This window comes from Streptococcus mitis (assembly GCF_000722695.1).
Taxonomy (GTDB): Bacteria; Bacillota; Bacilli; order Lactobacillales; family Streptococcaceae; genus Streptococcus; species Streptococcus mitis_O.
Map to the genome: position 1 here is coordinate 475,353 of NZ_JPFU01000013.1, position 24,888 is coordinate 500,240.

Below are 24,888 nucleotides of genomic sequence, written 5' to 3' on the forward strand. Positions count from 1 at the left end.
TTGATTTTTCAAGTGCTGGCTTCAGAAATTCCTAAAATTTCTCTAATTTCTGCTAGGGTCAGACTGCCACGTGACTCTGTGCCGTCCAATACTTGTGACACCAGATGTTTCTTTTGTTCTTGGAGTTCCTGAATTTTTTCTTCAATAGTTCCCTTGGTCACCAAGCGATAGACCTCAACCGTTTCTTCCTGCCCCATTCGATGGGCACGGCTAATGGCTTGCGCTTCCACCGCAGGATTCCACCAAAGGTCAACCAAGATAACGGTATCAGCACCTGTCAGGTTCAGACCGACACCACCAGCCTTAAGAGAAATCAGAAAGGCATCTCGTTCACCTTGGTTAAAGGCCTTGGTCATATCTTGTCTCTCCTTGGCTGGGGTTGAACCCGTAATTTTAAAGGAAGTCATGCCCAAGTCTGGCAGTTCTTGCTCAATTTTCTCCAACATTCCCTTGAACTGTGAGAAAATCAGAACACGGTGTCCACCGTCTGCCACCTGTAGCAGCAGGTCTCGGAGACTATCCAGTTTACCACTGGCACCCGAGTAATCTTCCATAAAGAGGGCAGGCGTATCACAGATTTGACGCAAGCGCATCAGACCCGACAGGATTTCCACCCGACTTCGCTGAAATTCCTGATCTGACACTTGAGCCAGACGGTCTCGCATCTGTTGCAGCTGGGCTAGATAGATGGCCTTTTGCTGGTCTTCCAGTTCATTTTTATAAACTACTTCAATCAAGTCTGGCAATTCAGTCAGAACTTCTTCTTTCTTGCGTCTCATCACGAAAGGCTTGATAAACTGAGCCACGCGCTCAGCTGGCAATTTCATAAATTCTTTCTTGCCTGGCAAGAGTCCTGGCATAACGATTTGGAAAATAGACCACAGCTCACCCAGATGGTTTTCAATAGGAGTCCCTGACAAGGCAAAAACTGACGGCACCACAAATTGTCTCAAGGTCTGGGCTATCTTGGTCTGGGCATTTTTCATGACCTGAGCCTCATCTAAGAAAAGGAAATCAAAGGCCATCCCCTGATAAAGCTCACTGTCCTGACGGAAGGTGGCATAGCTAGTCACATAGATTTGATGGTTTTCAGCAAGAATCTCTTCACGACTAGCCTTTAAACCATGAACAACAGCCACATCCAACTGTAGGGTAAACTTCTGAAATTCATCTGCCCAGTTGTAAATCAAACCCGACGGAGCTAAAATCAAGACCCGACTTTCTTTTGTCACTTGACTGGTCAAAAAAGCAATGGTCTGCAGGGTTTTCCCAAGTCCCATATCATCAGCTAAAATCCCACCAAAACCATAATGATGGAGCATTTGCAGCCAGCCGATTCCCTTTTCCTGATAATCTCGCAAATCAGCCAGAACCTGAGTTGCTTGTCTAGGGAAGTCCTCTGGATGCGTCAAATCATGAGCCAGATTCTGGAATTCTTGTGAAAAAGAAACACGATCTCGTCCTTCAAAGAGATGAGCTAAACTATAAGCCAAGGATTTCCGAGCCTGCAAGGCCCCATCTTTTAATTCAAACTGCCCCAGTTCCTGTAAATTTTGGCGAATTTTCCTGGTTTCTTCATCGAAAAAGTAGACTTGATTGGACGAATCAATATAAAAATCCTTGTTGGCAACCAAGGCCTGCATGGCTTGGTCAATTTCCTCTTGGGCAATATCTTGAAAATCAAACTGGATTTCCAAGAGGCCTCCCTTGGAAGCAATCTGCACTTGAGGGCTAGCTAGGTTATAAAGTTCTTCAAGCTTGTCTGATAAGTCAACATTCCCAAGTTTTTCAAAGACTGGAATGATTTCATGAAAGAAATGATAGACAGACTCTACTTTTAGGGCCTGACGCCAAGATTGAAAATCTGCTTCAAAACCAGCTGCCAAACAGACTTGGAAAACTCTTTCTTCTAAGTCCGCGTCACTCGAAAATGGTAATTTTTCTAGATCTTGTCGGCTAGATACCTGTCTATCCCCATAATCAAACTGGATTTCTAAACGAATCCGATTATCCTCTTCCCTGTCAAAGTAAAACGATGGCGAAAACGTTTTGATTTGTAAGCGTTCCGGAGCTGAGACAGTCCCCATCTGGCTAAAAAGAGTCAGACAGGAAGCCAACTTATCTCGGTCACTGCTATCAAATTGCAGGTATTTCTTTCCATCTTGATCCACAGGTAGCGCTTTAATTTCCTTGAGAAGACGCATCTGCTGATCTGTTAGAAAATAAACCTGTCCTTTATGGAAAAGCACAGCTCCCTGATAAAAGACATTGACCCTAGAACTCTCACTGATTTCCATTTCAAAATAATCCGAGTATTCTGTTACTGTAAAGGCAAATAGATTAGCATCAGCATGCAAATCCTGAAAAAGTAGGGTCTGATAGCTATCCACTTGATGGTCAAATTGAAAATGGGGCAAGGTCATCAGTAAATTCACACCCTGCTCAAAAAAAGTCAGAGGAAAAAAGAGGTGCCGACCTTGGTTTTGGAAAAAGAGGTCTGGAACCAGTCCTTCCTCCACTAGTCCCCGCAAGAAAGCCAAAAGTTCTTGACTAGCCTCATCAAAGGTTTCCCAAGATAAGGATTCCTCATAGGTTTTCCCAATCATATAAGGCTTTCTCTGCTCGATAACTTTTAAAAAGAGTGGAATATCCCGAATGACATAGTATTTTTGACTATTAATTTGCCCGATTCTCAGGGTCCACAAGATATGATTGGTTCCTGCTTCCACCTGACCCACAGCCGACAACTCATAGGAGCGGTCTGATTTTGGAGATAAGATTCGGTCCAAAAATTTGCCACCCAAGGTCACCTTGGTTTCAACAGCCTCTTTTTCTTCATGACCTTCTTCCAGACCCTGCAAAATGTCCTGACCACGCTCATCATTTTTCAGAAAATGCTCTAGCGCAGCCAAATGCACACAGTAGCCCCTCTTTTGGAAAAAATCGCAGGCACAAAAAACCAAATCATCCTCTAAACTATAGCGCAGTTCTTCTTCTGCAACACGAGCATAGAGCCGATTGTTCTTTTCCTTGATGATGTCAACCTTACCAGTTTTATAAAGGGCAACGCCTTCGATACGGACTTTCCCCGGAATCAATTTAGCCATATTCTTACCTGTACCTTATCCTTTTATTATACCATATTTCCACCTATGAAAATAGCCTTCTAGGAAAACTTTTCTCCTAGAAAGCTGGATTTTTAAAGTTTGGAAAAAGTGGTAACGATACGCTGACAAACTTCTTGCAACAGAGAGTTAGGCATGGCTACATTGAGGCGGGCATGGAGACTTCCTTCCTCTCCAAAATCCAAACCACGGTTGAGGACAACCTTAGCTTCATTTCTCAACAGCTCTTGCAATCTTTCATCAGTCAGATCATAAGCTGAAAAATCAAGCCAAATCAAGTAGGTCCCTTGCGGTTTCATGACCTTGATGTTGGTTTCTTTTCCAAATAAATCCACCACATAATTAATGTGGTCTTCAAAGACTTGTTTGAGTTCCTCTAGCCAATCCTTCCCATATCGATAGGCAGCTTCTGTCGCCAAATAACCCAAACCTGAAATTTCATGCTGATTATTAGCCAACTGGCGTTTCTGGTATGCCACTCGCAACTTAGGATTTTCAATAACTGCATAGGAATTTTTTGTCCCAGCGATGTTAAAAGTTTTAGTGGCACTGCTCAAGACAATCGCAAATTCTTTAAAGGCAGGATTAATGGTATTGAAAGACTGGTGTTTGTGACCAAAGAGGGCCAAATCTTGGTGAATCTCGTCCGAAACCAAGAAAATACCGTGTTTTTGGCAGAGTAAACCAATCTTCTCCAAGACTTCTTTTTCCCAAACACGCCCACCAGGATTATGAGGGTTACAAAGAATATAAAGTTTGACATCCTCTTCCACCAAATCCTTCTCAAGTTGGTCAAAGTCAATTTCAAACAGACCATCCTTTTCCACCAAAGAATTGGTAATCAATCTACGATTATTCAACTTGACACTGCGAGCAAAAGGTGGATAGACAGGCGTGTTAATCAAAACAGCCTCGCCTTCTTTTGTAAAGGCTTGAATAGCTGTTGAGATGGCCGGCACCACACCCTCGATAAAGACAAGAGCCTCTTTGTCAAAGTGGTAACCATGTTGTGTAGCTTCCCACTTTTGAACTTCCTTAATTAACTCTTCACTAGCATAAGTATAGCCATAGACCAGTTGATCAGCGTAAGTTTGCACGGCTTGACGGATTTCAGGCAAAACAACAAAATCCATGTCTGCTATCCAAGCTGGTAGGACTTCACTATCCGTTTCCGCCTCTTTCCATTTGTAGGTATGGTGCCCTAAACGATTGGGCAGACTTGTAAAATCATATTTTCCCATCTTTGTCTTATCCTTCCAAGGCTTGGCGCAAATCTGCAATCAAATCTCTAGCATCCTCAATCCCAATTGACAAGCGCAAGAGATCGTCTGTCAAACCATAAGAATGGCGCACTTCTGCTGGAATATCAGCGTGGGTTTGCGTTGTTGGATAGGTGATAAGACTTTCCACCCCACCTAAACTTTCCGCAAAAGAGAAGACCTTAAGACTGTTCAAAATATGAGGAATGCGTGTTTCATCTGCTACTTTGAAGGAAATCATACCTCCACGACCAGTGTAGAGAACTTCCTTGACTGCTGGAGAATCCTTCAAAAAGGCAACCACTTCTTGGGCATTGGCAGTTGAGCGCTCCATACGAAGAGACAAGGTCTTGAGACCACGAATCAACTGGTAGCTATCAAACGGCGACAAGACTGCCCCTGTCGTATTGAGATTGTAGAAAAGTTTCTCGTATAGTTCTAAACTATTGGTCACAACCACTCCAGCCAAGACATCATTGTGACCTGCTAGATACTTGGTTGCTGAATGAAGGACGATATCGGCTCCATCTTCAATCGGACGTTGGTAAATCGGGCTGTAGAAGGTATTGTCCACTACCACTTTGGCACCCTTAGCATGAGCCAATTTTGCTAGTTTTTCGATGTCAAATTCCAACATCAAGGGATTGGTTGGTGTTTCGATATAGAGGACATCCACGTCCTTGTCTAACTCGGCAATCAACTCTCCTTCTGTATTGGCATAGGTAAAATGGAAACGACCTTCCTGCTCCACTTGGTTGAACCAGCGGAAAGAACCGCCGTAAAGGTCACGCACTGCCAAAACCTTACTTCCTACTGGAAAGACGCTAAAGGCCAGTACAATTGCTGACATCCCTGAGCTAGTCGCTAGGGCATAGTCTGCTGACTCAATAGCCGCCAAGACTTCTTCCGCCTTACTACGAGTTGGGTTTTTGGTACGTGTATAGTCAAATCCAGTAGATCGACCAAACTCTGGATGCTGATAGGTCGTTGAAAAATGAAGCGGTGTCACCAAGGCTCCTGTCGCTTCATCTGACTTAATACCCGCCTGGGCCAAAATTGTGTTAATGTGTAATTCCTTGCTCATACAATTCCTCCAAATCTATAGTAACTATTGTACCACTTATTTTCATCAACTCATTTTCTTCTTTTCAAGAGCTAGTTATAGTTTCAAACTATACACTTATCGAGTAAAGCTAAAAAGAATCCAGAAAACACTCCAGATTCTTTTGTGAAAATGATTGCTAGGGTTTACTGTGAACGAAAAAAATCCTGTTGGGCTAAATAGTCATAATGGTCTTTGTTAAATTGATACTGACCTACATGCTGACTAATCTGACCGACATCCACGGAAAAAATATAGGCTTCATTTTGATAGTTCCAGTTCAACCTAACTGTATTCAAGACTGTCTTATAAGTAAAATCTTGAACTTGATTCCAAGGCATCTCAAGGACTTGATTAGAGCGATTTTCAGTTACATCACTGATATCCATCAAGTAAATCCCCTTAGGTGTGAATGCTATAAGCTTAGGCTTCACACTCGACTGAACATAGTAACTACCTCCTATAATGAAAAAATCAATAAAAGATTTCAACCATATCTTTTTCTTAAAAGCCATCAGAAAATTCCTTTGCCCTTCAATGTGGCAAGTTGAAAGAAATGATTCAATCTGTTTTTCTGTTGCAAACTCCATAATAGCGCCCATAATCTTACCTCCATAACGATTAGTAAATAGACAGATAAGTACACTTCACATAAAAGAAGAACTTATCATTTGTTGCGTTTTATCTTACTTTTTCAGTAGACAGTATCCCTCCTATAAAATTAATTTAATATATACATCATCAATTAGCTATGAAAGACCTTCGAAAATAGCTTCTCACAATTTTTGTTATATTCATTATATCATAAATCTAATAAACAAATAAAAAATGTAATATTTTTCCTTCCAAATTTGCCATCATTCTATTAAAAAACGAAAAACGACAGTTTCCTTGAAACCATCGTTTTTATTGAAAAATCCTTATTTGACATGTTTTGCCAATTCTTCTTGGGCTTTTTTATTGGATTCTTCTTTTTCTTTCAGCCATTTTTCTTTAGCTTTTTCAAATTCGTCTTTTGTGACTGTTTTATCTTGTACTTTGAGGTATTTATATGATTCGATACCTTTATTACCAGCTAGTGAATATGGTGAAGAGAAAGGAACTGTTTTTCTCAATGTTGGTGTTCCACCCTTAGAAATATTTGGAATCGCTAGAGAGCTATCTACCAACCAAGCTTGGATCTCAGCATACTTTTCATAGCGTTTCGCAAGATCTTGTTCCTTATTAGCTTCTTCCAACATTTGAGTATAAATATCTAGTCCAACAGCCTTGGCCTTGTCATTAGCTTCCCCAGGCTCTAGGCCTAAGTCTCGTAGCGTTCCACCGCTCTTGACATTAAAGATATCAAGATAGGTTGAAGGATCTTGATAGTCTGCACTCCAACCACCATTGTAAAGATCATAGTCCTTCTGAGCTGCTGTTTGAGCCAAATAGCTTGTATTCTCATAATCTTCAGTAGAAAGTTGTTGAATATCAATTACAACATTTTCTGCACCTAAGGCTGCTTCAATAGATTGCTTCATAGAATTTGCCTCTTGGACATTCTTTTTAGCAGCTTGGTCAACTGTCATGTCCAGGTGGATAGGGAATTGAACTCCTTTAGCTTGGAGTTCTTTCTTAGCTTCTGCAAATTTGGCTTTAGCTTTATCAGCATTGTAATATGGATCCTGAGCATCCGCAAAGTTGATTCCTTGCCATTCTTTACCATAATTGACCATCTTAGAGGCTACTATTTCACCAAAGTCTTTTCCGTTGATACTTACGAAGTTTGGAGGAACAACCAAGTTACGCAAAATCTTAGTTGCACCCTCTTCTCCCTGAGATTGAGCCCCGTAGGCTGTACGATCATAGGCAAAGTTAATGGCTTGACGGAAGTTTTTATTGAGAACTGCTTCTTGAGTCGATTTCTTCTCAGCATCACTTGTCTTAGAAGTAAATTTATAAGATTTTCTATCCAAGTTGAAGTTTAAGAAGTAAGAAGTAGCATCTTGCAAGCTATAAATGATATTATCCTTATTCTTCTCTTTAATCCCTTCAAAACTTGAACTGTTTGGATAGAGACGAGCATAACTGTATGCCCCCTCGACAAAGTTACGAGCCAGTGCATCTTGATCACTACCATCATAATAAGCCAATTTCACATCATCTACAAAGACATTTTTAGCATCCCAGTAGCTAGGATTTTTCTTGAATTCGATAACTGATTTTGAAACAAAGGATTTCATCAAGAAAGGTCCATTGTACAAAATGCTAGATGGATCTACCTTGCCAAAATCATCTCCTTTTGATTTCAAGAAATCTGCATTGACTGGGAAGAGAATGGTTGAGGTTGTTTTTGAGTTCCAGTAAGGTTCTGGTCGTGTCAAGGTATATTGAACTGTTTGGTCATCAAGTGCCTTGACTCCGACAGTTGAAAAGTCGCTTGTTTTACCAGTGATATAATCATCTAAACCAGCAACGGATTCTTGCACTAAGTACAAGGCTTCTGATTTTTTATCAGCCGCATATTTCAAACCAGTGACAAAATCTTGGGCAGTTACAGGAGCATATTCATCTCCATCTGCAGTATACCATTTAGCATCTTTACGCAGTTTGTAGGTATAGGTCAAACCGTCTTGAGAAACACTCCAATCCTCTGCCAAAGATGGGACATAGTTCCCATATTGGTCATTTTCCATGAGACCATCTACCAGATTGGTCACAATATCATTAGTTGTTGCACGGTTTTCTGCTAGATAGTTCAAACTAGATGGATCACTAGTATAAACATAGTTATATGTTTTTGACGCTGTGTTAGAATTTCCACAGGCACTTAACAAAATACCTGCACTTAAAACGACACCTGCAAGTGTTGCATACTTGGCTTTAGACTTTTTCATCTCCAGAACCTCCTGATTTAAATATTTGTCTTATTATACAACTCGGATTTTATTTAGTCAATAACTTTTTTAAAAAATTAATCATTCCATCTACAAACTATAGAAATTATTCTACAAAATAATAAAAAAGAGAATAATTCAAACATTTCATGATAGAAATGTTCAAATTATCCCTTTTATTTATAAAAAATTATTGAGAAATTCTTAATTTTGCTCGCAGGCGATCTGCTTGAGCTTGTCCAATCACCTTGTCCAATAAGCGAGTGCGAAGACTCAAGGATCCATAAACTCCTCCTCCCATGGCACCGACAAGAGCTACATAAAGGAAACTCCACAAACGTCCACTTGGTTGGAAGACAAATCCTAAAATCCACTGGATGGCACCTACACCGATGAACATAACAAGTGTTAACAAACTGATTAAAATGGTTCGCTTTAAAATCACCTTGCGCTTAACACCTGTTACCTTACAAATATCCCGATACATCAAGACATTAGGAATAATGAGACCGATGGTTGTTGAAATCAAAGGCCCGTAACTGTGGAAAAGAGCAATGGTTGGAAGTTGCAAAATCAGCTTGGCAATGGAACCATAGATAAAATAGAGAACTGCCTTGCGGTTGCGGAACATGGCTTGAAGCATTGGAGACAAGACCATGTACAAGCCTAAAATAGTAGACTGCAAAACTGCAAATACAAACAAGCCCATAGCCAAACTATCTGGCTTGCCATAGAAGACAGTATAGAGAGGTTCTCCTACCATGACCACTCCAACCGTTGCTGGAAGCAGGAATAGGAAAAGCATGGTAATGCTATCCTGAACTAGACGAGAAGCCGCCTTCAAGTCCCCCTTAACATAGTTTTCAGTCAAAAGTGGCAAGCCTACACTCCCAATCGAGACCCCAACAGAAATCAAAATCATCGTGATTTTATTAGGATTGGCAGAGAAATAAGAAAACATGACAACCAAGTCTTCATTACTATAATTGGTAAACCAACTCATACTATTGATAAAAGTCATCTGGTCCAGAATCTGGAAAAGCTGGATGGCAGACCCTGTCAGGATAAAAGGAATGGCTTCCTTAATGGTGTCGACCAAGAGACGCTTGCTGTTTATCTTATCTCCTGTTTCAAGGACTCTTTTAAGTAATCCTTCTTTGGCAAGGAAATAGATCAAGACTGCAAAACTGGCTACCATACCGACAAAGGCAGCAAAGGTGGATTGGGTAACCGCTGCTAGATAATCTCCTGAACCGAGCTTCATAATGATAAAGGTAGCTAGGAGCATCCAGATAACACGAATGACCTGCTCAGCGATTTGGCTCATGGCATAAGGTTTCAGGTTATTCATTCCTTGGAAGAAGCCTCGAATGACACTCATAGATGGGAAAATCAAGACCGCCCAAGCCAAACTATGCATGATTGGGATCAAGTCTTTGCCCACGCCAGATAAGTCTGCTAGCCAAGGAGCAAAGACATACAAGATTAGTGCAAAAATCAGACCTAGTCCCGTCATAAAGCCTAAAAAGCTCCGAATCAGGGCAAAGCTATGCTCTTCTTCTCGCATGGTATTGTACTTGGCAACTTGCTTGGCCACCGCAACTGGAATCCCTGCTGTTGAAACCAGCAAGAACCAAGCATAGATATTGTAGCCCATTGTAAAGAGACCATTGGCTGTAGCCGCATAAGACCCCATCCAGATATACCAAGGGATAATATAAATGGCCCCGAGTAGGCGACTGATAAAGTTACTAGCCGTTAGCCAAGCAGTCCCCCGTAACATCTGGGCCTGCTGGTGATTGTTTTCGTGCGACATAGATTCCTCATTTTATTTTAATCACTAGGAAAAATTCCTCATCTTCCATTATAAACTTTTCCTTGTTACTTGTAAATTTACGACTTTCGGTTTACAATAGAAAGTATGATTAAGATTGAAACCGTATTAGATATATTAAAGAAAGATAGTCTCTTCCGCGAGATTATCGACCAAGGACATTACCACTACAACTACAGAGAAGTTGTTTTTGATAGCATCAGCTACGATAGCCGAAAAGTAAAAGAAGACACTCTTTTTTTTGCAAAAGGCGCTGCCTTTAAAAAAGAATACCTTCTTTCTGCTATAACACAAGGCTTAGCTTGGTATGTAGCTGAAAAGGACTACGAAGTCGGTATCCCTGTCATCATTGTGAACGATATAAAGAAAGCCATGAGTTTGATTGCTATGGAATTCTATGGTAATCCACAAGAGAAACTCAAAATTCTCGCCTTCACAGGAACCAAGGGTAAGACAACAGCAGCTTACTTTGCTTACAATATCCTATCTCAACGCTACCCAACCGCCCTCTTATCGACCATGAATACGACTTTGGATGGCAAGACTTTCTTTAAATCTTCATTCTCAACACCTGAAAATATCGACCTCTTTGACATGATGGCTCAAGCTGTTAAGAATGGAAGAACCCATCTCGTAATGGAAGTCTCTAGTCAAGCCTATCTAGTCCATCGAGTCTATGGTCTGACCTTTGATGTAGGAGTCTTTCTTAACATCACTCCAGATCATATCGGCCCTATTGAACACCCTAGCTTTGAAGACTATTTCTACCACAAACGTCTCTTGATGGAAAATAGCCGAGCAGTCATCATTAACAGTGACATGGACCACTTTTCAGTCTTGAAAGAACAGGTGGAAGATCAAGACCATGATTTCTATGGTAGCCAGTCAAGTAACCAAATCGAGAATTCTAAAGCCTTTAGATTTTCAGCTACAGGTAAACTCGCTGGTGATTATGATATTCAACTGATTGGCCACTTCAACCAAGAAAATGCAGTCGCTGCTGGACTTGCCTGTCTCCGTCTGGGAGCAAGTCTTGAGGACATCAAAAAAGGAATCGCTGCAACCCGAGTTCCTGGTCGTATGGAAGTCCTCACTCAGAAAAACGGAGCCAAGGTCTTCATTGACTATGCCCACAATGGGGACAGTCTAAAAAAACTCATCAATGTGGTTGAAACTCATCAAACTGGAAAAATTGCACTGGTTCTTGGTTCGACAGGAAACAAGGGAGAAAGCCGTCGTAAGGACTTTGGCCTCCTCCTCAATCAACACCCTGAGATTCAAGTCTTTCTGACTGCTGATGACCCCAACTATGAAAATCCAATGGCCATTGCGGATGAAATTAGCAGCTACATCAATCATCCTGTTGAAAAAATTGCGGATCGCCAAGAAGCCATCAAGGCAGCTATGGCTATCACAAATCAAAAATTAGATGCTGTCATTATTGCTGGTAAGGGAGCCGATTGCTACCAAATCGTCCAAGGCAAGAAAGAACCCTACCCAGGAGATGCAGCCGTCGCAGAAAATTATTTATAAGATAGAAAAAAATCAAGGGAAATGCAACCCTTGATTTTTTCTATCCTTTATTTAAAAGCGTTTTTCAAACCTTCAACGGCACCTTCTACAGCACCTTTAGCATCTTCAACTACTTCTTTTGCCTTAGCAACTGTCTTTTCTACAGCTCCTTCTGCTTCAGTCTTGCTATCCCCAGTAACTTTACCAAATCCTTCTTTGATAGCGCCTGTTGCTTGTTCCAATTTGTTTTCAAGTGACATATGATTGTCTCCTTTAGTTTATTCCGATAAGTGTTATCGTTGTTTTAAGTATATACTTATTATGTCATCTAGTCAAATAAACTGCTCAGAACAGAATACTATGCTAAATAAAAACTCAGACTTTCCTTGTCAAATTCAGCTATTAACTGGTACTTTCCATCTTCATTTTGAATAATATAGCCTAGGACGACCAAACTGTCCACAAAGATATCACGACGTTTCTGCATCAGTTGGTCTTTTTTGAGAAATTTTAGCAAAAAAGTCGTCATATACTTGAGGGCATACTCAGGATTAACATCTCCCAAAATGGCATAGAGCTCCTGCTGTTTTTCTGTCAAAGGATACTGCTGTTTGACCTTGTAGAAATAATTGGACAGGGTCATTTTTGATCTCGCAAAATCTGTCTTTTCAACTAAAATAGCTGCATTGGTTTGATTGCGCAATTCCGTCTCAAAACGCTGCTCCAACAAGGCTTGATAGACCGAACTAGTTTCGCTGACAAAAATCTCTTGATCCAGTTCGAGACTATCAAGTGATTCAAGCATAGGAAGATTAAGGTAATAACGCTTATTTTCCCGACGAATCAAGCCTGCCTTTATAAACTCTTCCATGAGTTTATCAACTGCTATATCTGGAAATTGAGCCTTAATTTCCCGTAGAATCACATCCTCATGCTGGTCCAGATAGCGGATCAATTCTTCAAAAAATGGCTGTCTCGTCAAACGAGATGGATTAAAAATCTGAATCATGAAGATTCCTTTCTTTACATTCTAACAGAGGAGAGGCTGCCAATTGACTGGGATTGGTCCCCGGCTTGTTCAGAGGCACAGGCAAACCTAGTTCTCTATAATACTCTCTCCAAAAATCACTAATCTCCTGCTCCCCATCTCCAAATTTCATGGGAATGGTTTCAAAAATCGGGAGAATTTCTGCCATATACTGGGAACAGTAAAAACCAGCGCCATCTGGATAGAAAGAAGCATTATAAGGAGCTCCCAGATGTCTACAAGCTCTTTCCTTTACAGATTGGATATCCATTTCTGGGTAAACATAGAGGTCGTACAAGTGATTGAACTCAAAGAAGTCTGCTGGTTCTTGACAGACCACACCAAATTTTCCACTAGCATGGTAAATCATCCCATCCAAACAAATCGCAACATGGTTATAGTTGCCTGTGGAAGTCTGGATGGCCTGTCCCATATCTGATTCATCTGTCACAAAAATCAAATCGCCATTTTCTAACATGCTTCACTCCTAGAAAAAAAGGAGCCGAAACTCCTTTCGATATAATTCAAACTAAACTTTCCTATTTTGAACTGACACCCAAAATCTTAGGCATTAAAACTTTCAGTCAATTGAGGTACCACTTGTTTCTTACGTGAAACAGCACCAGCAAGGAAAGCATGGTTGTTTTCAAGTTTGAAGTTGAAGGCTGCTTCGACCTTGTCCATGTTAGCACCAAGTGCTAGGATTTCTGAGTTTGAGTTGACGATATCTGTAATCATCAAGACAAAGTCAGAGTAACCATTTGCTGTGTTAGCAGCCTGCATTGCAGCTTCAATTTCTGCTTGGCGTTCCAAAACTTCAGCGATGTCAACTGTGTTTACTTGGGCAACACGGACATTATTTCCGTTCAATTCAAATGTCTTAGCATCGATGTCAATCAATTCTTCAGCAGATTTGCTAGCCAAGTTTGTACCAGCTTTCAGCATAGCCAAGCCATATTCTTCCAAGTTGACACCAGCCAATTCAGCCAATTCTGGAGCAATGACTTTATCTGTTGGATGTGTTGTTGGTGATTTCAAAAGAAGAGTATCTGAAATCAAACCTGAAAGCATCAAACCAGCAATCTCTTTAGGAACAGCTACATCATGTTCTTTGAACATACGGTAAACGATTGAAGAAGCTGACCCAACTGGTTCCAAACGCATGTAAAGTGGGCTTGCAGTTTCAAAGTTAGCTACACGGTGGTGGTCTACAACACCATAAACTTCTACTTCAGCGATATCTGATACAGATTGTTGGAATTCATTGTGGTCAGTCAAGATAACTTGCTCTGCACCTTCTGCTTTAGCAGAAGTGATAACACGCGGTGCTTCCACACCAAAATAGTTCAAGACAAAGGCTGTTTCTTCATTTGGAGTTCCAAGGGCAACAGCTTCCGTATCCAAACCATAAGCTTCTTTTGCAAGGTAGGCAAAGGCTACAGATGACCCGATGGCATCTGAGTCTGGATTTTGGTGACCAAATACTAGAATCTTAGACATGATAATACCTCATTTTGTTTATTCTCTTTATTGTAGCATTTTTTTCGCTTTTTGACAAAAGTAAGAGGAGTCAAAGGGCTCCCCACTACTCTTCAAAATAACTGATACTCTTCGAAAATCTCTTCAAACCACGTCAGCTTCGCCTTGGATTATGTATATGACTGACTTCGTCAGTCTTATCTACAACCTCAAAGCAGTGCTTTGAGCAACCTACGGCTAGCTTCCTAGTTTGCTCTTTAATTTTCATCGAGTATGAGTAAATTTCTATCTTGATTTTCAGATAAAAATCTTTCCTTCTGCGGTCTCTTCTTACGCTTGAGCAGGGCTTCTGCCGACATGGCTTCTTCCTTACTAGCAAAACCTTGAGCATAGATAAGTTTGACTGGCAAGCGTGCTCGTGTGTATTTGGCTCCCTTCCCACTATTATGGACAGCGAGGCGTCTTCTCACATCAGTCGTATAGCCTGTATAGTAAGATCCATCACGACACTCCAGCACGTACATATAAGCCTTATGATCCATAATAAATCTCTTCGAGTTCGGGCGTATAAGAACCATCATCATTGTGCACAATGAGAGGTGGCAAGACCTTAAAGCCACTTGTCGAGCCATCCTTGATAGCTTCAATCAAGAGCATATTGGCTTCCTTTTCCCGCTTTGGATAAACAAACTGCAGGCGCTTAGGAGCTAGATTATGCCGTTGCAACATGTCCAAGATATCCAAGAGTCGATCAGGTCTATGAACCATGGCCAAACGCCCATTGGACTTGAGAATACTCTGAGCACTACGACAGATTTCCTGCAAATTGGTCGTGATTTCGTGGCGCGCCAAGAGGTAATGTTCACTCTCGTTCAGGTTGGAATGAGGATCCACCTTGAAATAGGGCGGATTACACAAAATCATATCCACCTTACTTCCCTGAATGTAAGCAGGCATATTTTTCAAATCATCACAGATGACCTGCATTTGCTCCTCTAATCCATTTAAACGGACAGAGCGTTCAGCCATATCCGCCAAACGCTCCTGAATCTCAACAGCCAAAATCTGTGCCTGAGTACGAGTGCTAGCAAATAGCCCCACTGCTCCATTCCCAGCACAGAAATCCACAATCAATCCCTTCTTAGGAAAACGTGGAAAGCGTGACAAGAGAACACTATCCACCGAATAGCTAAAAACCTCTCTATTTTGAATGATTTTAATATCTGTCGAAAAGAGCTGGTTAATGCGCTCTCCTGATTTTAATAATTGTTCTTCTTCCATGATCCTATTATAGCAAATTTATATTAATATTACAAAAGATATAGTTTTCTAACTAGTGCTTCTGATTCTTCAAATGTTGAAGGGCTTCCTTGGTCCAAATTGGCATCATTCGTTTGAGAGGCGCAAAGCCATAGTTAAAGCGGTCGCTTGAAAAACGTCTCCGTCTAGGAAACTGGTGCTTTTCTTCCTCCAAAGTACGGATAGAAAGACTGGCTTTCCCTGTAAATTCATCTAAATCCACTACCTGAACCAGAACCTCTTCATCGACTTTCAAGGCTTCATGAATATTTTCAATAAATCCTGTCCGAATCTCTGAAATGTGAATCAGCCCCGTATCACCCGTCTCTAGCTCAACAAAGGCACCGTAGGGCTGAATCCCTGTAATACGCCCCTTTAGCTTATCACCGATTTTCATCTTAGTCCTCAATTTCAATAGTTTCAATCACAACATCTTCAACTGGCTTGTCCATAGCTCCTGTTTCAACAGCAGCAATTTCATCCAAGACAGCGTAAGAAGCTTCATCAGCTAGCTGACCAAAAACAGTGTGACGGCGGTCTAGGTGAGGTGTCCCACCTTGGTTAGCATAGATTTCCGCAATCGGTTCTGGCCAACCACCACGAGCAATTTCTTTCTTAGAATATGGCAAATGTTGATTTTGCACGATAAAGAACTGGCTGCCGTTGGTATTTGGACCAGCATTGGCCATGGAAAGGGCACCACGGATATTGTAAAGTTCTTCTGAGAACTCGTCCTCAAAAGATTCGCCGTAGATTGACTCGCCACCCATACCAGTTCCAGTTGGGTCTCCACCTTGAATCATAAAATCCTTGATAATACGGTGGAAAATGACACCATCATAGTAGCCATCTTTTGAAAGTGCAACAAAGTTAGCCACAGTTTTAGGAGCATGTTCAGGGAAGAGCTTAATACGCAAGTCTCCGTGATTGGTCTTAATAGTCGCAAGAGGACCTTCTACTGTTTCAATGTCTACTTGTGGGAAATGCAATTCTTTTTCTACCATACCAAATCCTTCTAAGGCATCAAAAATGCCATCTTCTTCTAGTGTTTTTGTTATATAATCTGCTTTTTCTTTGATTTTTTCATGAGAAATTCCCATTGCGACGCTGATTCCAGCATAATCAAAGAGTTCCAAGTCGTTGAGCCCATCTCCAAAGACCATGACGTTCTCTGGTTTCAAGCCTAGGTGTTCCACAACCTGTTCCACACCTGTCGCTTTGGAGCCTGAAATCGGCACAATGTCAGACGAATGCTCATGCCAACGAACCATGCGAAGTTTGTCTGAGAGACTATCAGGCAAACGTAAATCATCCCCCTTATCTTCAAAAGTCCACATCTGATAGATGTCTTCTTTTTCATGGAAATCTGGATCCACATCCAAATCGGGGTAAATTGGATTGATAGCCTCACTAATCATATCGGTGCGAGTTGACAACTTGGCATCATGACTCCCAACCAAACCATACTCAATTCCCTCTTGCTTGGCCCAGGAGATATACTCCTCAACATCTGACTTCTCAATCTGATGTTGATAAATAACCTGACCTTTTTTATCTTCGATATAAGCCCCATTTAAGGTTACAAAAAAGTCAGGTTTGAGCTCACGAATCTCCGGAACGACACCAAAAATCCCTCGTCCAGAAGCAATACCTGTCAAAATTCCTTTCTCACGTAATTGCTTAAAAACAGTTGGGATTGAAGCTGGAATAAAACCTGTCTTTGAATTCCTCAAGGTATCATCAATATCAAAAAAGACAATCTTGATTTTCTTTGCCTTGTATCTTAATTTCGCATCCATCTCACTACCTCTTTCAATCTAACTCTTTCCATTATACCATAAAGTAGGCAAATCCCCTATGTTCAAAAAGTTTCCAGTTTTTATTGTAATACTCTTCGAAAATCAAATTCAAACCACGTCAACGTCGCCTTACCGTACTCAAGTACAGCCTGCGGCTAGTTTCCTAGTTTGCTCTTTGATTTTCATTGAGTATAAGTCCTTTTATGAGAAAAGAAACATGTTTATGAAAAAGCTCCATCATGCTCTTAATGTGTTCTCTTGTTTTCAAACTCACGAAAAAGAGAGCCACCAGACCCAACTCGCTCTCCCATTTCAAGGCTCGTGAAAAAAAAGACCCGTCAGGGTCTTTTCTTTAATCTTCGTTTACGAAAGGCATCAAAGCCATTACGCGAGCGCGTTTGATAGCTGTTGTTACTTTACGTTGGTTTTTAGCTGAAGTTCCAGTTACACGACGAGGAAGGATTTTCCCACGTTCTGAAACGAAACGGCTAAGAAGCTCAGTATCTTTGTAATCAACATATTCAATTTTGTTTGCTGCGATGTAATCAACTTTTTTACGGCGTTTGAATCCGCCACGACGTTGTTGAGCCATGTTTTTTCTCCTTTATAATTTTAGTTGTCCATTAGAATGGTAAATCATCATCTGAAATATCCAATGGATTTGTTGCTCCAAATGGATTTTCATCACGTGAAAAGTCTGGTACTGAATTTGTAGGTGCTGAATAGTTTGCAGTTGGTGCAGAGTAAGCTCCACCTGTGTGACTCTCACGCACACTACGGCTTTCCAACATTTGGAAATTCTCAGCCACGACCTCTGTCACGTAGACACGTTGTCCTTGCTGGTTATCGTAACTACGAGTCTGGATACGACCAGTCACCCCGATAAGTGAGCCTTTTTTAGCCCAGTTAGCAAGGTTTTCAGCCTGTTGGCGCCACATAACGACATTGATAAAATCAGCCTCACGTTCGCCATTTTGACTCTTAAATGTACGGTTTACTGCAAGAGTAAAAGTCGCAACTGCTACATTTGATGGGGTATAACGCAACTCAGCGTCACGTGTCATACGCCCTACAAGTACAACATTGTTAATCATAGTTTACCTTCTTACGCGTCAGTTTTGACGATCATGTGACGAAGAATGTCAGCGTTGATTTTTGAAAGACGGTCAAACTCTTTAAGAGCTGCGTCGTCGTTTGCTTCAACGTTAACGATGTGGTAAAGTCCTTCACGGAAATCTTGGATTTCGTATGCAAGACGACGTTTTTCCCAAGTTTTTGATTCAACAATAGTTGCACCGTTGTCAGTCAAAATAGAGTCAAAACGTGCTACCAAAGCGTTTTTAGCTTCTTCTTCAATGTTTGGACGAATGATATAAAGAATTTCGTATTTAGCCATTGATATGTTCCTCCTTTTGGTCTAATGACCCCAAGACTTTGCAAGGGGTAAGTGAGGTTCGCTCACAATAAACTATTATACTAGAAAACAATTTTTTACGCAAGTAAAAACTCTGGAATTCGAAAAAACGCCACATGGACGTTTTCCTGTTCTTATGGTTTGATACGATGCAACATACGTGGGAATGGGATAGCTTCACGGATGTGTTTTGTTCCTGCTGCAAAAGTTACCATACGTTCGATACCGATACCAAATCCACCATGTGGTACAGTACCGTATTTACGAAGGTCAAGGTAGAATTCATACTCTGTACGATCCATGCCAAGTTCGTCCATCTTAGCTACAAGGGCATCGTAGTCTTCCTCACGCATTGACCCACCGATGATTTCTCCATAGCCTTCTGGAGCAAGTAAATCTGCACAAAGCACGCGCTCTGGATTTCCAGGAACTGGCTTCATGTAGAAGGCCTTGATAGCTGCTGGATAGTTCATGACAAATGTTGGCACACCAAAGTGGTTTGAGATCCAAGTTTCATGTGGTGAACCAAAGTCATCTCCATGTTCCAAATGCTCGTAATCAGCGTCTTCATCATTTTCATGCTCTTGCAAGAGGTCAATAGCTTGATCGTAAGTGATGCGTTTGAATGGCTCTGCAATGTAGCGTTTCAAGAGCTCTGTATCACGTTCCAAGGTTTCCAAGGCTTGAGGCGCACGGTCAAGAACACCTTGAAGAAGAGCTTTCACATAAGCTTCTTGCAAGTCGAGTGACTCATCGTGTGTCAAGTATGAGTACTCTGCGTCCATCATCCAGAACTCAGTCAAGTGACGGCGCGTTTTTGATTTTTCGGCACGGAATACTGGACCAAAGTCAAATACACGACCAAGAGCCATAGCTCCTGCTTCTAGGTAAAGCTGACCTGATTGGCTCAAGTAGGCTGGCGTTCCGAAGTAGTCCGTTTCAAAGAGTTCTGTTGAATCTTCTGCCGCATTTCCTGAAAGAATTGGGCTATCAAACTTCATGAAGCCGTTCTTGTCAAAGAACTCATAAGTTGCGTAGATGATAGCGTTACGGATTTGCATCACCGCTACTTGCTTACGAGAACGGAGCCACAAGTGACGGTTGTCCATCAAGAAGTCTGTTCCGTGTTCTTTTGGTGTAATTGGGTAGTCTTGAGATTCACCAATCACTTCGATGTCTGTAATGTCCAACTCATAACCAAATTTAGAACGTTCGTCTTCTTTAACAATACCTGTCACATAAACAGACGTTTCTTGGCTCAAGCGTTTGATGACATCAAACTTCTCAAGTCCCACTTCTTCACCAAATTTTTCGACAAAGTTTGGTTTAAAGGCTACACCTTGGAAGAAGGCTGTTCCATCACGCAATTGCAAGAAGGCGATTTTCCCTTTTCCTGATTTGTTGGCAACCCAAGCGCCGATCGTCACTTCCTGACCAACATAGTCTTTTACATCAATAATCGTTACACGTTTTGTCATTATTTTTCCTTTTCTTTTTTATTCTTTATGGCAAACCACTTCTATATTGTTCCCATCTGGATCAATCACAAAAGTAGCGTAGTAAATCGGTTGCTCACTGCGATAACCAGGAGCTCCATTGTCTCGCCCACCTGCCTCTAAACCAGCCTCATAACAAGCTTGAACCTCTTCCTTATTTTCTGCTAAAAAAGCAAAGTGAATAGGATTTTGCTTCCCCTGAGCCAGCCAAAAATCACCACCAGGATGAGGGCTGTTTGGGGCAAGAAAACTGATTAGAGAAGTGGTCTTAAAAGCCAATTTATAGCCCAAAGGAGCGAGAAAACTCCTATAAAATCCTTCTGAAATTTGTAAATCCTTTACCTTAATTTCAAAATGATCAATCATTCTCACTACCCATAAATGCTTTCAAGCGTTTAACTGCTTCTTTAAGCGTGTCTAGGTCTGTCGCATAACTGAGGCGCACATTTTCTGGTGCTCCGAATCCTGCTCCTGTAATCAAGGCTAGACCAACTTCTTCAAGAATAGCCGTCGTAAATGCTGTTACATCGCTATAACCTTTCATCTCCATAGCTTTTTTGACATTTGGAAAGAGATAGAAAGCTCCTTGTGGTTTGACAACTTCAAAACCAGGGACTTCACACAAGAGTGGATAGATGGTATTGAGACGTTCTTCAAATGCTTGACGCATAACTTCCACAGAATCTTGCGGTCCAGTTAGGGCTTCGATAGTTGCATATTGTGAAACAGCAGTTAGGTTAGAAGTTGTTTGACCTGTCAATTTGCTCATAGCAGCAATGATTTCTGAATCACCCACTGCATAACCTACCCGCCAACCTGTCATGGCATAAGCTTTTGATACACCGTTAATGACAATGGTTTGCTTGCGAATGGCTTCTGATAGACTAGATATTGGTACGAACTCATTCCCGTTATAGACCAAACGACCATAAATATCATCTGCTAGGATGAGAATGTCATGTTCAACTGCCCAATTTCCTATAGCCAAGAGTTCCTCGCGAGTGTAAATCATACCAGTCGGATTAGATGGCGAATTTAGCACCAAAACCTTGGTTTTGTCTGTGCGAGCTGCTTCCAACTGCTCTACGGTCACCTTAAAGTGATTGTCTTCCTTAGCAGGAACAAAGACTGGCACACCTTCTGCCATCTTGACCTGATCTCCATAGCTGACCCAATATGGGGTTGGGATGATAACTTCATCACCTGGATTGACCACAGCCATAAAGAAAGTATAGAGTGAGAACTTAGCACCGGTAGCAAAGGTAACCTCGTTACTTGCGACAGAATAGCCATAGTAGCGCTCGAAGTAGGTATTCACCGCAGCTTTTAATTCTGGTAGGCCTGAAGCTACTGTATAGAAGGAAGCCTGTCCTTCTCGAATAGCTTTAACTGCTGCATCCTGAATATTTTCAGGAGTGTGAAAATCTGGTTGTCCCAAGGTCAAGAAAAGGACATCCTTACCTTGAGCTTTTAATTTTTTTGCTCTCGCATCACTAGCTAAAGTAACACTTTCTTCCATTTCTAAAACACGGTTGGATAGTTTCATAGGCCCTCCTTATTGACCAATGCTCCTGTTTCAAAATCTACTAGATAAAAATCAGAGCCTGACTTAACTTCCCAGATTGGCTTGTCTTGATAACGGCCAAAGGTAATCTTGTCAATCTCACCAGCTCCTTTTTCCTTAGAAACAGCTTCTGCTTTTTCTTGTGAAATACCCTGATTTAGCTGATAGACGTAAATCTTATGATCATCTTTACCAATCAGGACAGCAAGTGCTTCTTGTTTTTTATTACGGCCAAGAACGCTGTAATAGGATTCCAAGCCATTGTATAAGTCAACCTGATCAGCCTGCTCTAATCCTGCATACTGCTGAGCTAATTTTTCTCCTTCACTTTTAGCTGTTTGATAAGGTTTCATACTCAGAAACACTAGATACAGAAAGGAAGCACTGATAACCACAAACAAAATCGTCATCCCTAGACCATACTGCCACAGTAGATTATTTTTTGCTTTGTTTTGTCTTTTTTTCACTCGTCTATTTTACCATCTATTAGGCTTTATTACAAGTGAATGCAAGAATACTCTTCGAAAATCTCTTCAAACCACGTCAGCTTCGCCTTGCCGTACCCAAGTACTGTCTGCGACTAGCTTCCTAGTTTGCTCTTTGATTTTCATTGAGTATAAGCAACCAATTCTATTTCTTCCTTCAAAGTAAATCGATTTTTCTTAGTTAAAACCGAGCAAGAAAAGTAAAGACAGCTCCAAAATCAACCTATTAAAAAACCTGAGCTTGACACTCAAGTTTTCAAAAATTCTTTTAATCTATGGAATCATTTTATCATCCATTCTTTTAGCCATTTTTCCTAAAAATATAGGCAGTAGAAGGCTAATCATGACTAAAAAGAAGCCTAGATAAAGAAATGCTACTACAAAGCCTAAATTGTCAATCAACCAGCCTGTCAGCGGAAAGAACACAATCATACTTAGGCTAAACATCATAGAATAGACACTCAGCATGGTTGCCCTTACTTCACTTGGAAGGCGCCCTTGCAAATCATTGTCAAAAATCGGCTTAAAAAGAGCATGCAGAGCATTACTAATCAAATAAATCAGAATATAGATTAGAGGTGTTCCAAAGTAGGACAGCAGGTAGGTAACTCCAGTCAGCAGGACGAGAATAGGGAAAATCTTCAAGGCGGCATATTTCTTTCCAATCTTACTCGCTAGATAGACTGCAACGATATTTAAGAGACTACCAAGTAGCATAACTGCTGAAATTTGCCAACTACTTAAATCTGGTAGCTGATTTTGATAGTAAAAATAAAACATGCACATGAGTACTCCGACAATCTGAGACAAAATCATCCAGTTGAAGAGCATGGGATTTCTCTTCAACTCAGCCTTAACAGTCCAAATAATCTGTTTCATTGTCACACTATCAGCTTTCTCTACCTTGACACTAGGTTCTTTCAGCATCCAGATCAGGAAAAGAACTATGATAGAAGTGGCAATCATGATATAGTAGGTCAGGTGCAATTGACCATGAACAAAAAATCCTGCTAGCACTGTCCCCAAAGACTGGGTTCCTTCTGACACTCCTGATATGAAACTTGAAATGGATAGATAACGCTCCTTTAGTCCAGCCTCTACAGCCGAGTCATAGACCATTGCTGCGCTTGTTCCTGAATCAAAATTATAAGACAAGGCACTTACCGCCATAGCTAGTGCATAAATCCAAAAATTTCCCTGCCCAGCCAACATGAGAATAGAAGACACAATTCCTGCTATTCTACTTAAATAAAGATTGGTCTTATAGGAATAGCGGTCAGCTAACATACCAGATGGAATTTCACAGAGAAGACTGGTAGTATGAAAAATACTCTCCAGAAGGCCAATCTGCCAAAGAGACATTCCATTTTGACTGAGAAAGAGAATCCAAAAACTGGTAATCCCTAAAAATGCAAAAAACTCAACTCCGGCCATCAGGCCAATATTTTTCCGATAATTTCTTATTAACATTTTTTCTCCTTTAACAAGTGTATTATTATTTCTTTTGTCCGTCACTTGTTAATCTGTTCCTTACATGATCTCCACCCCTTTTAGAAGCATTCTTCAATGCCATTATTGTTCCTTTAATTGTTTATGAAATGATACCAGAAAATAGCTGTTCTGCGGTTTCTATTGCGAGTTTTCTTGTTTATTTTAGCACTTATGTCATCATATTACAAGAGAATATAGGAATACTCTTCGAAAATCAAATGCATTTCAGTCACAAATGACTAGAGTTTCAGCAATTTTATAATTTTCAAATAAACTATGAGCAAACTTCTTGCAAGTTCTTTTGCTTTGTTGTAATATATTTTATAACAACGAGAGAATTCTCGGAAATTTAAGAAAAAGGAGACACATCATGTCTAAAAAAGTATTATTTATCATCGGATCACTACGTCAAGGTTCTTTCAACCACCAAATGGCCCTCGAAGCTGAGAAAGCACTTGCTGGTAAAGCGGAAGTTAGCTACCTTGATTATTCAGCCCTTCCTCTCTTTAGCCAAGATTTGGAAGTTCCAACACATCCAGCTGTAGCGGCTGCTCGTGAAGCGGTTCTCGCTGCAGATGCTATCTGGATCTTCTCCCCAGTCTACAACTTCTCTATCCCTGGAACAGTAAAAAACTTGCTTGACTGGCTATCCCGTGCCCTTGACTTGTCTGATACACGTGGCGCTTCTGCTCTTCAAGACAAGTTTGTCACAGTATCATCTGTAGCCAATGCAGGTCACGATCAACTCTTCGCTATCTATAAAGACCTCTTGCCATTTATCCGTACACAAGTCGTTGGTGATTTCACTGCTGCACGTGTCAATGACTCTGCTTGGACAGACGGCAATTTAGTTCTTGAAGAAACAGTCCTAAACTCACTTGAAAAACAAGCTCAAGACTTGGTCGCAGCAGTTCAGTAAAAAATAGAGAATTTTAAGAAGTCTAAATCAATTATCGCCACCTAATAGGGTGGCATTTTTAGACTCAATCAAGATTTTTAGACAAACATCAGCCATCCAAAAAAACCTTGAGCGTTACCACTCAAGGTTTTTAGCAGTCTTTTCCATTATGGAAAATCGTCCTAAGAATATTCTTTCATTCGAGATCTATCACTTATCATCTTC

The 24,888-nt window shown here is 40.9% G+C and carries 24 protein-coding genes; 2 read left to right on the plus strand and 22 right to left on the minus strand.

Features of this window, described 5'->3' with window-relative positions; all coding sequences use genetic code 11:
• Positions 1 to 8 precede the first annotated feature (8 nt).
• The 6 genes from SK629_RS07645 to SK629_RS07670 all read right to left on the minus strand — a co-directional run bounded on the left by SK629_RS07645 (position 9) and on the right by SK629_RS07670 (position 10,181).
• On the minus strand, positions 9 to 3,107 hold the full coding sequence (locus SK629_RS07645; RefSeq protein ID WP_042901311.1) for a DEAD/DEAH box helicase: 3,099 nt from the start codon (positions 3,105 to 3,107) through the stop codon (positions 9 to 11).
• A 92-nt stretch (positions 3,108 to 3,199) separates the two neighbouring features.
• The gene (locus SK629_RS07650; RefSeq protein ID WP_042901312.1) at positions 3,200 to 4,366 is read right to left on the minus strand and encodes a MalY/PatB family protein; all 1,167 of its coding nucleotides are present in this window, start codon (positions 4,364 to 4,366) and stop codon (positions 3,200 to 3,202) included.
• A gap of 7 nt (positions 4,367 to 4,373) precedes the next feature.
• Positions 4,374 to 5,468, minus strand: a complete 1,095-nt coding sequence (locus SK629_RS07655) for a cystathionine gamma-synthase (protein ID WP_042901313.1) — start codon at positions 5,466 to 5,468, stop codon at positions 4,374 to 4,376.
• Between the two features lie 164 nt (positions 5,469 to 5,632).
• Entirely contained in the window at positions 5,633 to 6,088 is a 456-nt protein-coding gene (locus tag SK629_RS07660) for a hypothetical protein (protein WP_042901314.1), read from the minus strand.
• Positions 6,089 to 6,406: 318 nt separating this feature from the next.
• Positions 6,407 to 8,365: a peptide ABC transporter substrate-binding protein gene (locus SK629_RS07665; protein ID WP_042901315.1), complete on the minus strand. Its 1,959-nt coding sequence runs from the start codon at positions 8,363 to 8,365 to the stop codon at positions 6,407 to 6,409.
• Positions 8,366 to 8,555: 190 nt separating this feature from the next.
• On the minus strand, positions 8,556 to 10,181 hold the full coding sequence (locus SK629_RS07670; protein WP_042901317.1) for a putative polysaccharide biosynthesis protein: 1,626 nt from the start codon (positions 10,179 to 10,181) through the stop codon (positions 8,556 to 8,558).
• A gap of 105 nt (positions 10,182 to 10,286) precedes the next feature.
• Between SK629_RS07670 and SK629_RS07675 the strand changes: the two genes are divergently transcribed.
• Positions 10,287 to 11,732 (plus strand): UDP-N-acetylmuramoyl-L-alanyl-D-glutamate--L-lysine ligase, encoded by a 1,446-nt coding sequence (locus tag SK629_RS07675; RefSeq protein ID WP_042901318.1) that lies wholly within the window; start codon positions 10,287 to 10,289, stop codon positions 11,730 to 11,732.
• 47 nt (positions 11,733 to 11,779) lie between these two features.
• Here SK629_RS07675 and SK629_RS07680 read toward each other — a convergent pair whose 3' ends face one another.
• The 16 genes from SK629_RS07680 to SK629_RS07760 form a co-directional block, all read right to left on the minus strand.
• Positions 11,780 to 11,971 carry a CsbD family protein gene (locus SK629_RS07680; RefSeq protein WP_000051184.1) on the minus strand — a complete coding sequence of 64 codons (192 nt, stop codon included), beginning with the start codon at positions 11,969 to 11,971 and terminating at the stop codon, positions 11,780 to 11,782.
• A 98-nt stretch (positions 11,972 to 12,069) separates the two neighbouring features.
• Entirely contained in the window at positions 12,070 to 12,720 is a 651-nt protein-coding gene (locus SK629_RS07685) for a DUF1803 domain-containing protein (RefSeq protein ID WP_080710255.1), read from the minus strand.
• Positions 12,704 to 13,216, minus strand: coding sequence for a YiiX/YebB-like N1pC/P60 family cysteine hydrolase (locus SK629_RS07690; RefSeq protein WP_042901319.1), 513 nt, complete (start codon positions 13,214 to 13,216; stop codon positions 12,704 to 12,706). The genes SK629_RS07685 and SK629_RS07690 overlap by 17 nt, the downstream gene beginning before the upstream one ends.
• An 86-nt stretch (positions 13,217 to 13,302) precedes the next feature.
• Positions 13,303 to 14,238, minus strand: a complete 936-nt coding sequence (locus SK629_RS07695; RefSeq protein ID WP_042901320.1) for a manganese-dependent inorganic pyrophosphatase — start codon at positions 14,236 to 14,238, stop codon at positions 13,303 to 13,305.
• A gap of 236 nt (positions 14,239 to 14,474) precedes the next feature.
• A complete protein-coding gene (locus tag SK629_RS07700) occupies positions 14,475 to 14,759 on the minus strand; it encodes a GIY-YIG nuclease family protein (RefSeq protein ID WP_042901321.1) in 285 nt (94 codons plus the stop codon).
• On the minus strand, positions 14,749 to 15,498 hold the full coding sequence (locus SK629_RS07705; protein ID WP_042901322.1) for a tRNA1(Val) (adenine(37)-N6)-methyltransferase: 750 nt from the start codon (positions 15,496 to 15,498) through the stop codon (positions 14,749 to 14,751). Before SK629_RS07705 ends, SK629_RS07700 begins: the two co-directional genes overlap by 11 nt.
• 52 nt (positions 15,499 to 15,550) lie before the next feature.
• Positions 15,551 to 15,913, minus strand: a complete 363-nt coding sequence (locus SK629_RS07710) for a S1 RNA-binding domain-containing protein (protein WP_042901323.1) — start codon at positions 15,911 to 15,913, stop codon at positions 15,551 to 15,553.
• A 1-nt stretch (position 15,914) separates the two neighbouring features.
• Positions 15,915 to 17,315 (minus strand): bifunctional Cof-type HAD-IIB family hydrolase/peptidylprolyl isomerase, encoded by a 1,401-nt coding sequence (locus SK629_RS07715; RefSeq protein WP_042901324.1) that lies wholly within the window; start codon positions 17,313 to 17,315, stop codon positions 15,915 to 15,917.
• Positions 17,316 to 17,667: 352 nt separating this feature from the next.
• A complete protein-coding gene (rpsR, locus tag SK629_RS07725; RefSeq protein ID WP_000068664.1) occupies positions 17,668 to 17,907 on the minus strand; it encodes a 30S ribosomal protein S18 in 240 nt (79 codons plus the stop codon).
• A 31-nt stretch (positions 17,908 to 17,938) separates the two neighbouring features.
• Positions 17,939 to 18,409: a single-stranded DNA-binding protein SsbA gene (gene ssbA, locus SK629_RS07730; protein WP_042901326.1), complete on the minus strand. Its 471-nt coding sequence runs from the start codon at positions 18,407 to 18,409 to the stop codon at positions 17,939 to 17,941.
• An 11-nt stretch (positions 18,410 to 18,420) separates the two neighbouring features.
• Positions 18,421 to 18,711, minus strand: a complete 291-nt coding sequence (gene rpsF / locus SK629_RS07735; RefSeq protein ID WP_042901327.1) for a 30S ribosomal protein S6 — start codon at positions 18,709 to 18,711, stop codon at positions 18,421 to 18,423.
• 152 nt (positions 18,712 to 18,863) lie between these two features.
• Positions 18,864 to 20,207 (minus strand): asparagine--tRNA ligase, encoded by a 1,344-nt coding sequence (gene asnS / locus SK629_RS07740; protein WP_000167160.1) that lies wholly within the window; start codon positions 20,205 to 20,207, stop codon positions 18,864 to 18,866.
• Between the two features lie 18 nt (positions 20,208 to 20,225).
• Entirely contained in the window at positions 20,226 to 20,591 is a 366-nt protein-coding gene (locus SK629_RS12185; protein WP_042901328.1) for a VOC family protein, read from the minus strand.
• Positions 20,584 to 21,771 (minus strand): pyridoxal phosphate-dependent aminotransferase, encoded by a 1,188-nt coding sequence (locus SK629_RS07750; protein WP_042901329.1) that lies wholly within the window; start codon positions 21,769 to 21,771, stop codon positions 20,584 to 20,586. Before SK629_RS07750 ends, SK629_RS12185 begins: the two co-directional genes overlap by 8 nt.
• On the minus strand, positions 21,768 to 22,256 hold the full coding sequence (locus SK629_RS07755; RefSeq protein ID WP_042901330.1) for a DUF5590 domain-containing protein: 489 nt from the start codon (positions 22,254 to 22,256) through the stop codon (positions 21,768 to 21,770). The genes SK629_RS07750 and SK629_RS07755 overlap by 4 nt, the downstream gene beginning before the upstream one ends.
• A gap of 291 nt (positions 22,257 to 22,547) precedes the next feature.
• Positions 22,548 to 23,744, minus strand: a complete 1,197-nt coding sequence (locus SK629_RS07760; protein WP_042901331.1) for an MFS transporter — start codon at positions 23,742 to 23,744, stop codon at positions 22,548 to 22,550.
• A 391-nt stretch (positions 23,745 to 24,135) separates the two neighbouring features.
• Here SK629_RS07760 and SK629_RS07765 point away from each other — a divergent pair, with 391 nt between their 5' ends.
• A complete protein-coding gene (locus SK629_RS07765) occupies positions 24,136 to 24,684 on the plus strand; it encodes an NADPH-dependent FMN reductase (protein WP_042901332.1) in 549 nt (182 codons plus the stop codon).
• The last annotated feature ends 204 nt before the right edge of the window (positions 24,685 to 24,888 follow it).

Coding starts and splice junctions, on each gene's coding strand:
- SK629_RS07645 (WP_042901311.1), bottom strand. CDS start 3,107: ATGGCTAAATTGATTCCGGGGAAAGTCCGTATCGAAGGCGTTGCCCTT.
- SK629_RS07650 (WP_042901312.1), bottom strand. CDS start 4,366: ATGGGAAAATATGATTTTACAAGTCTGCCCAATCGTTTAGGGCACCAT.
- SK629_RS07655 (WP_042901313.1), bottom strand. CDS start 5,468: ATGAGCAAGGAATTACACATTAACACAATTTTGGCCCAGGCGGGTATT.
- SK629_RS07660 (WP_042901314.1), bottom strand. CDS start 6,088: ATGGGCGCTATTATGGAGTTTGCAACAGAAAAACAGATTGAATCATTT.
- SK629_RS07665 (WP_042901315.1), bottom strand. CDS start 8,365: ATGAAAAAGTCTAAAGCCAAGTATGCAACACTTGCAGGTGTCGTTTTA.
- SK629_RS07670 (WP_042901317.1), bottom strand. CDS start 10,181: ATGTCGCACGAAAACAATCACCAGCAGGCCCAGATGTTACGGGGGACT.
- SK629_RS07675 (WP_042901318.1), top strand. CDS start 10,287: ATGATTAAGATTGAAACCGTATTAGATATATTAAAGAAAGATAGTCTC.
- SK629_RS07680 (WP_000051184.1), bottom strand. CDS start 11,971: ATGTCACTTGAAAACAAATTGGAACAAGCAACAGGCGCTATCAAAGAA.
- SK629_RS07685 (WP_080710255.1), bottom strand. CDS start 12,720: ATGATTCAGATTTTTAATCCATCTCGTTTGACGAGACAGCCATTTTTT.
- SK629_RS07690 (WP_042901319.1), bottom strand. CDS start 13,216: ATGTTAGAAAATGGCGATTTGATTTTTGTGACAGATGAATCAGATATG.
- SK629_RS07695 (WP_042901320.1), bottom strand. CDS start 14,238: ATGTCTAAGATTCTAGTATTTGGTCACCAAAATCCAGACTCAGATGCC.
- SK629_RS07700 (WP_042901321.1), bottom strand. CDS start 14,759: ATGGATCATAAGGCTTATATGTACGTGCTGGAGTGTCGTGATGGATCT.
- SK629_RS07705 (WP_042901322.1), bottom strand. CDS start 15,498: ATGGAAGAAGAACAATTATTAAAATCAGGAGAGCGCATTAACCAGCTC.
- SK629_RS07710 (WP_042901323.1), bottom strand. CDS start 15,913: ATGAAAATCGGTGATAAGCTAAAGGGGCGTATTACAGGGATTCAGCCC.
- SK629_RS07715 (WP_042901324.1), bottom strand. CDS start 17,315: ATGGATGCGAAATTAAGATACAAGGCAAAGAAAATCAAGATTGTCTTT.
- rpsR (WP_000068664.1), bottom strand. CDS start 17,907: ATGGCTCAACAACGTCGTGGCGGATTCAAACGCCGTAAAAAAGTTGAT.
- ssbA (WP_042901326.1), bottom strand. CDS start 18,409: ATGATTAACAATGTTGTACTTGTAGGGCGTATGACACGTGACGCTGAG.
- rpsF (WP_042901327.1), bottom strand. CDS start 18,711: ATGGCTAAATACGAAATTCTTTATATCATTCGTCCAAACATTGAAGAA.
- asnS (WP_000167160.1), bottom strand. CDS start 20,207: ATGACAAAACGTGTAACGATTATTGATGTAAAAGACTATGTTGGTCAG.
- SK629_RS12185 (WP_042901328.1), bottom strand. CDS start 20,591: ATGATTGATCATTTTGAAATTAAGGTAAAGGATTTACAAATTTCAGAA.
- SK629_RS07750 (WP_042901329.1), bottom strand. CDS start 21,771: ATGAAACTATCCAACCGTGTTTTAGAAATGGAAGAAAGTGTTACTTTA.
- SK629_RS07760 (WP_042901331.1), bottom strand. CDS start 23,744: ATGTTAATAAGAAATTATCGGAAAAATATTGGCCTGATGGCCGGAGTT.
- SK629_RS07765 (WP_042901332.1), top strand. CDS start 24,136: ATGTCTAAAAAAGTATTATTTATCATCGGATCACTACGTCAAGGTTCT.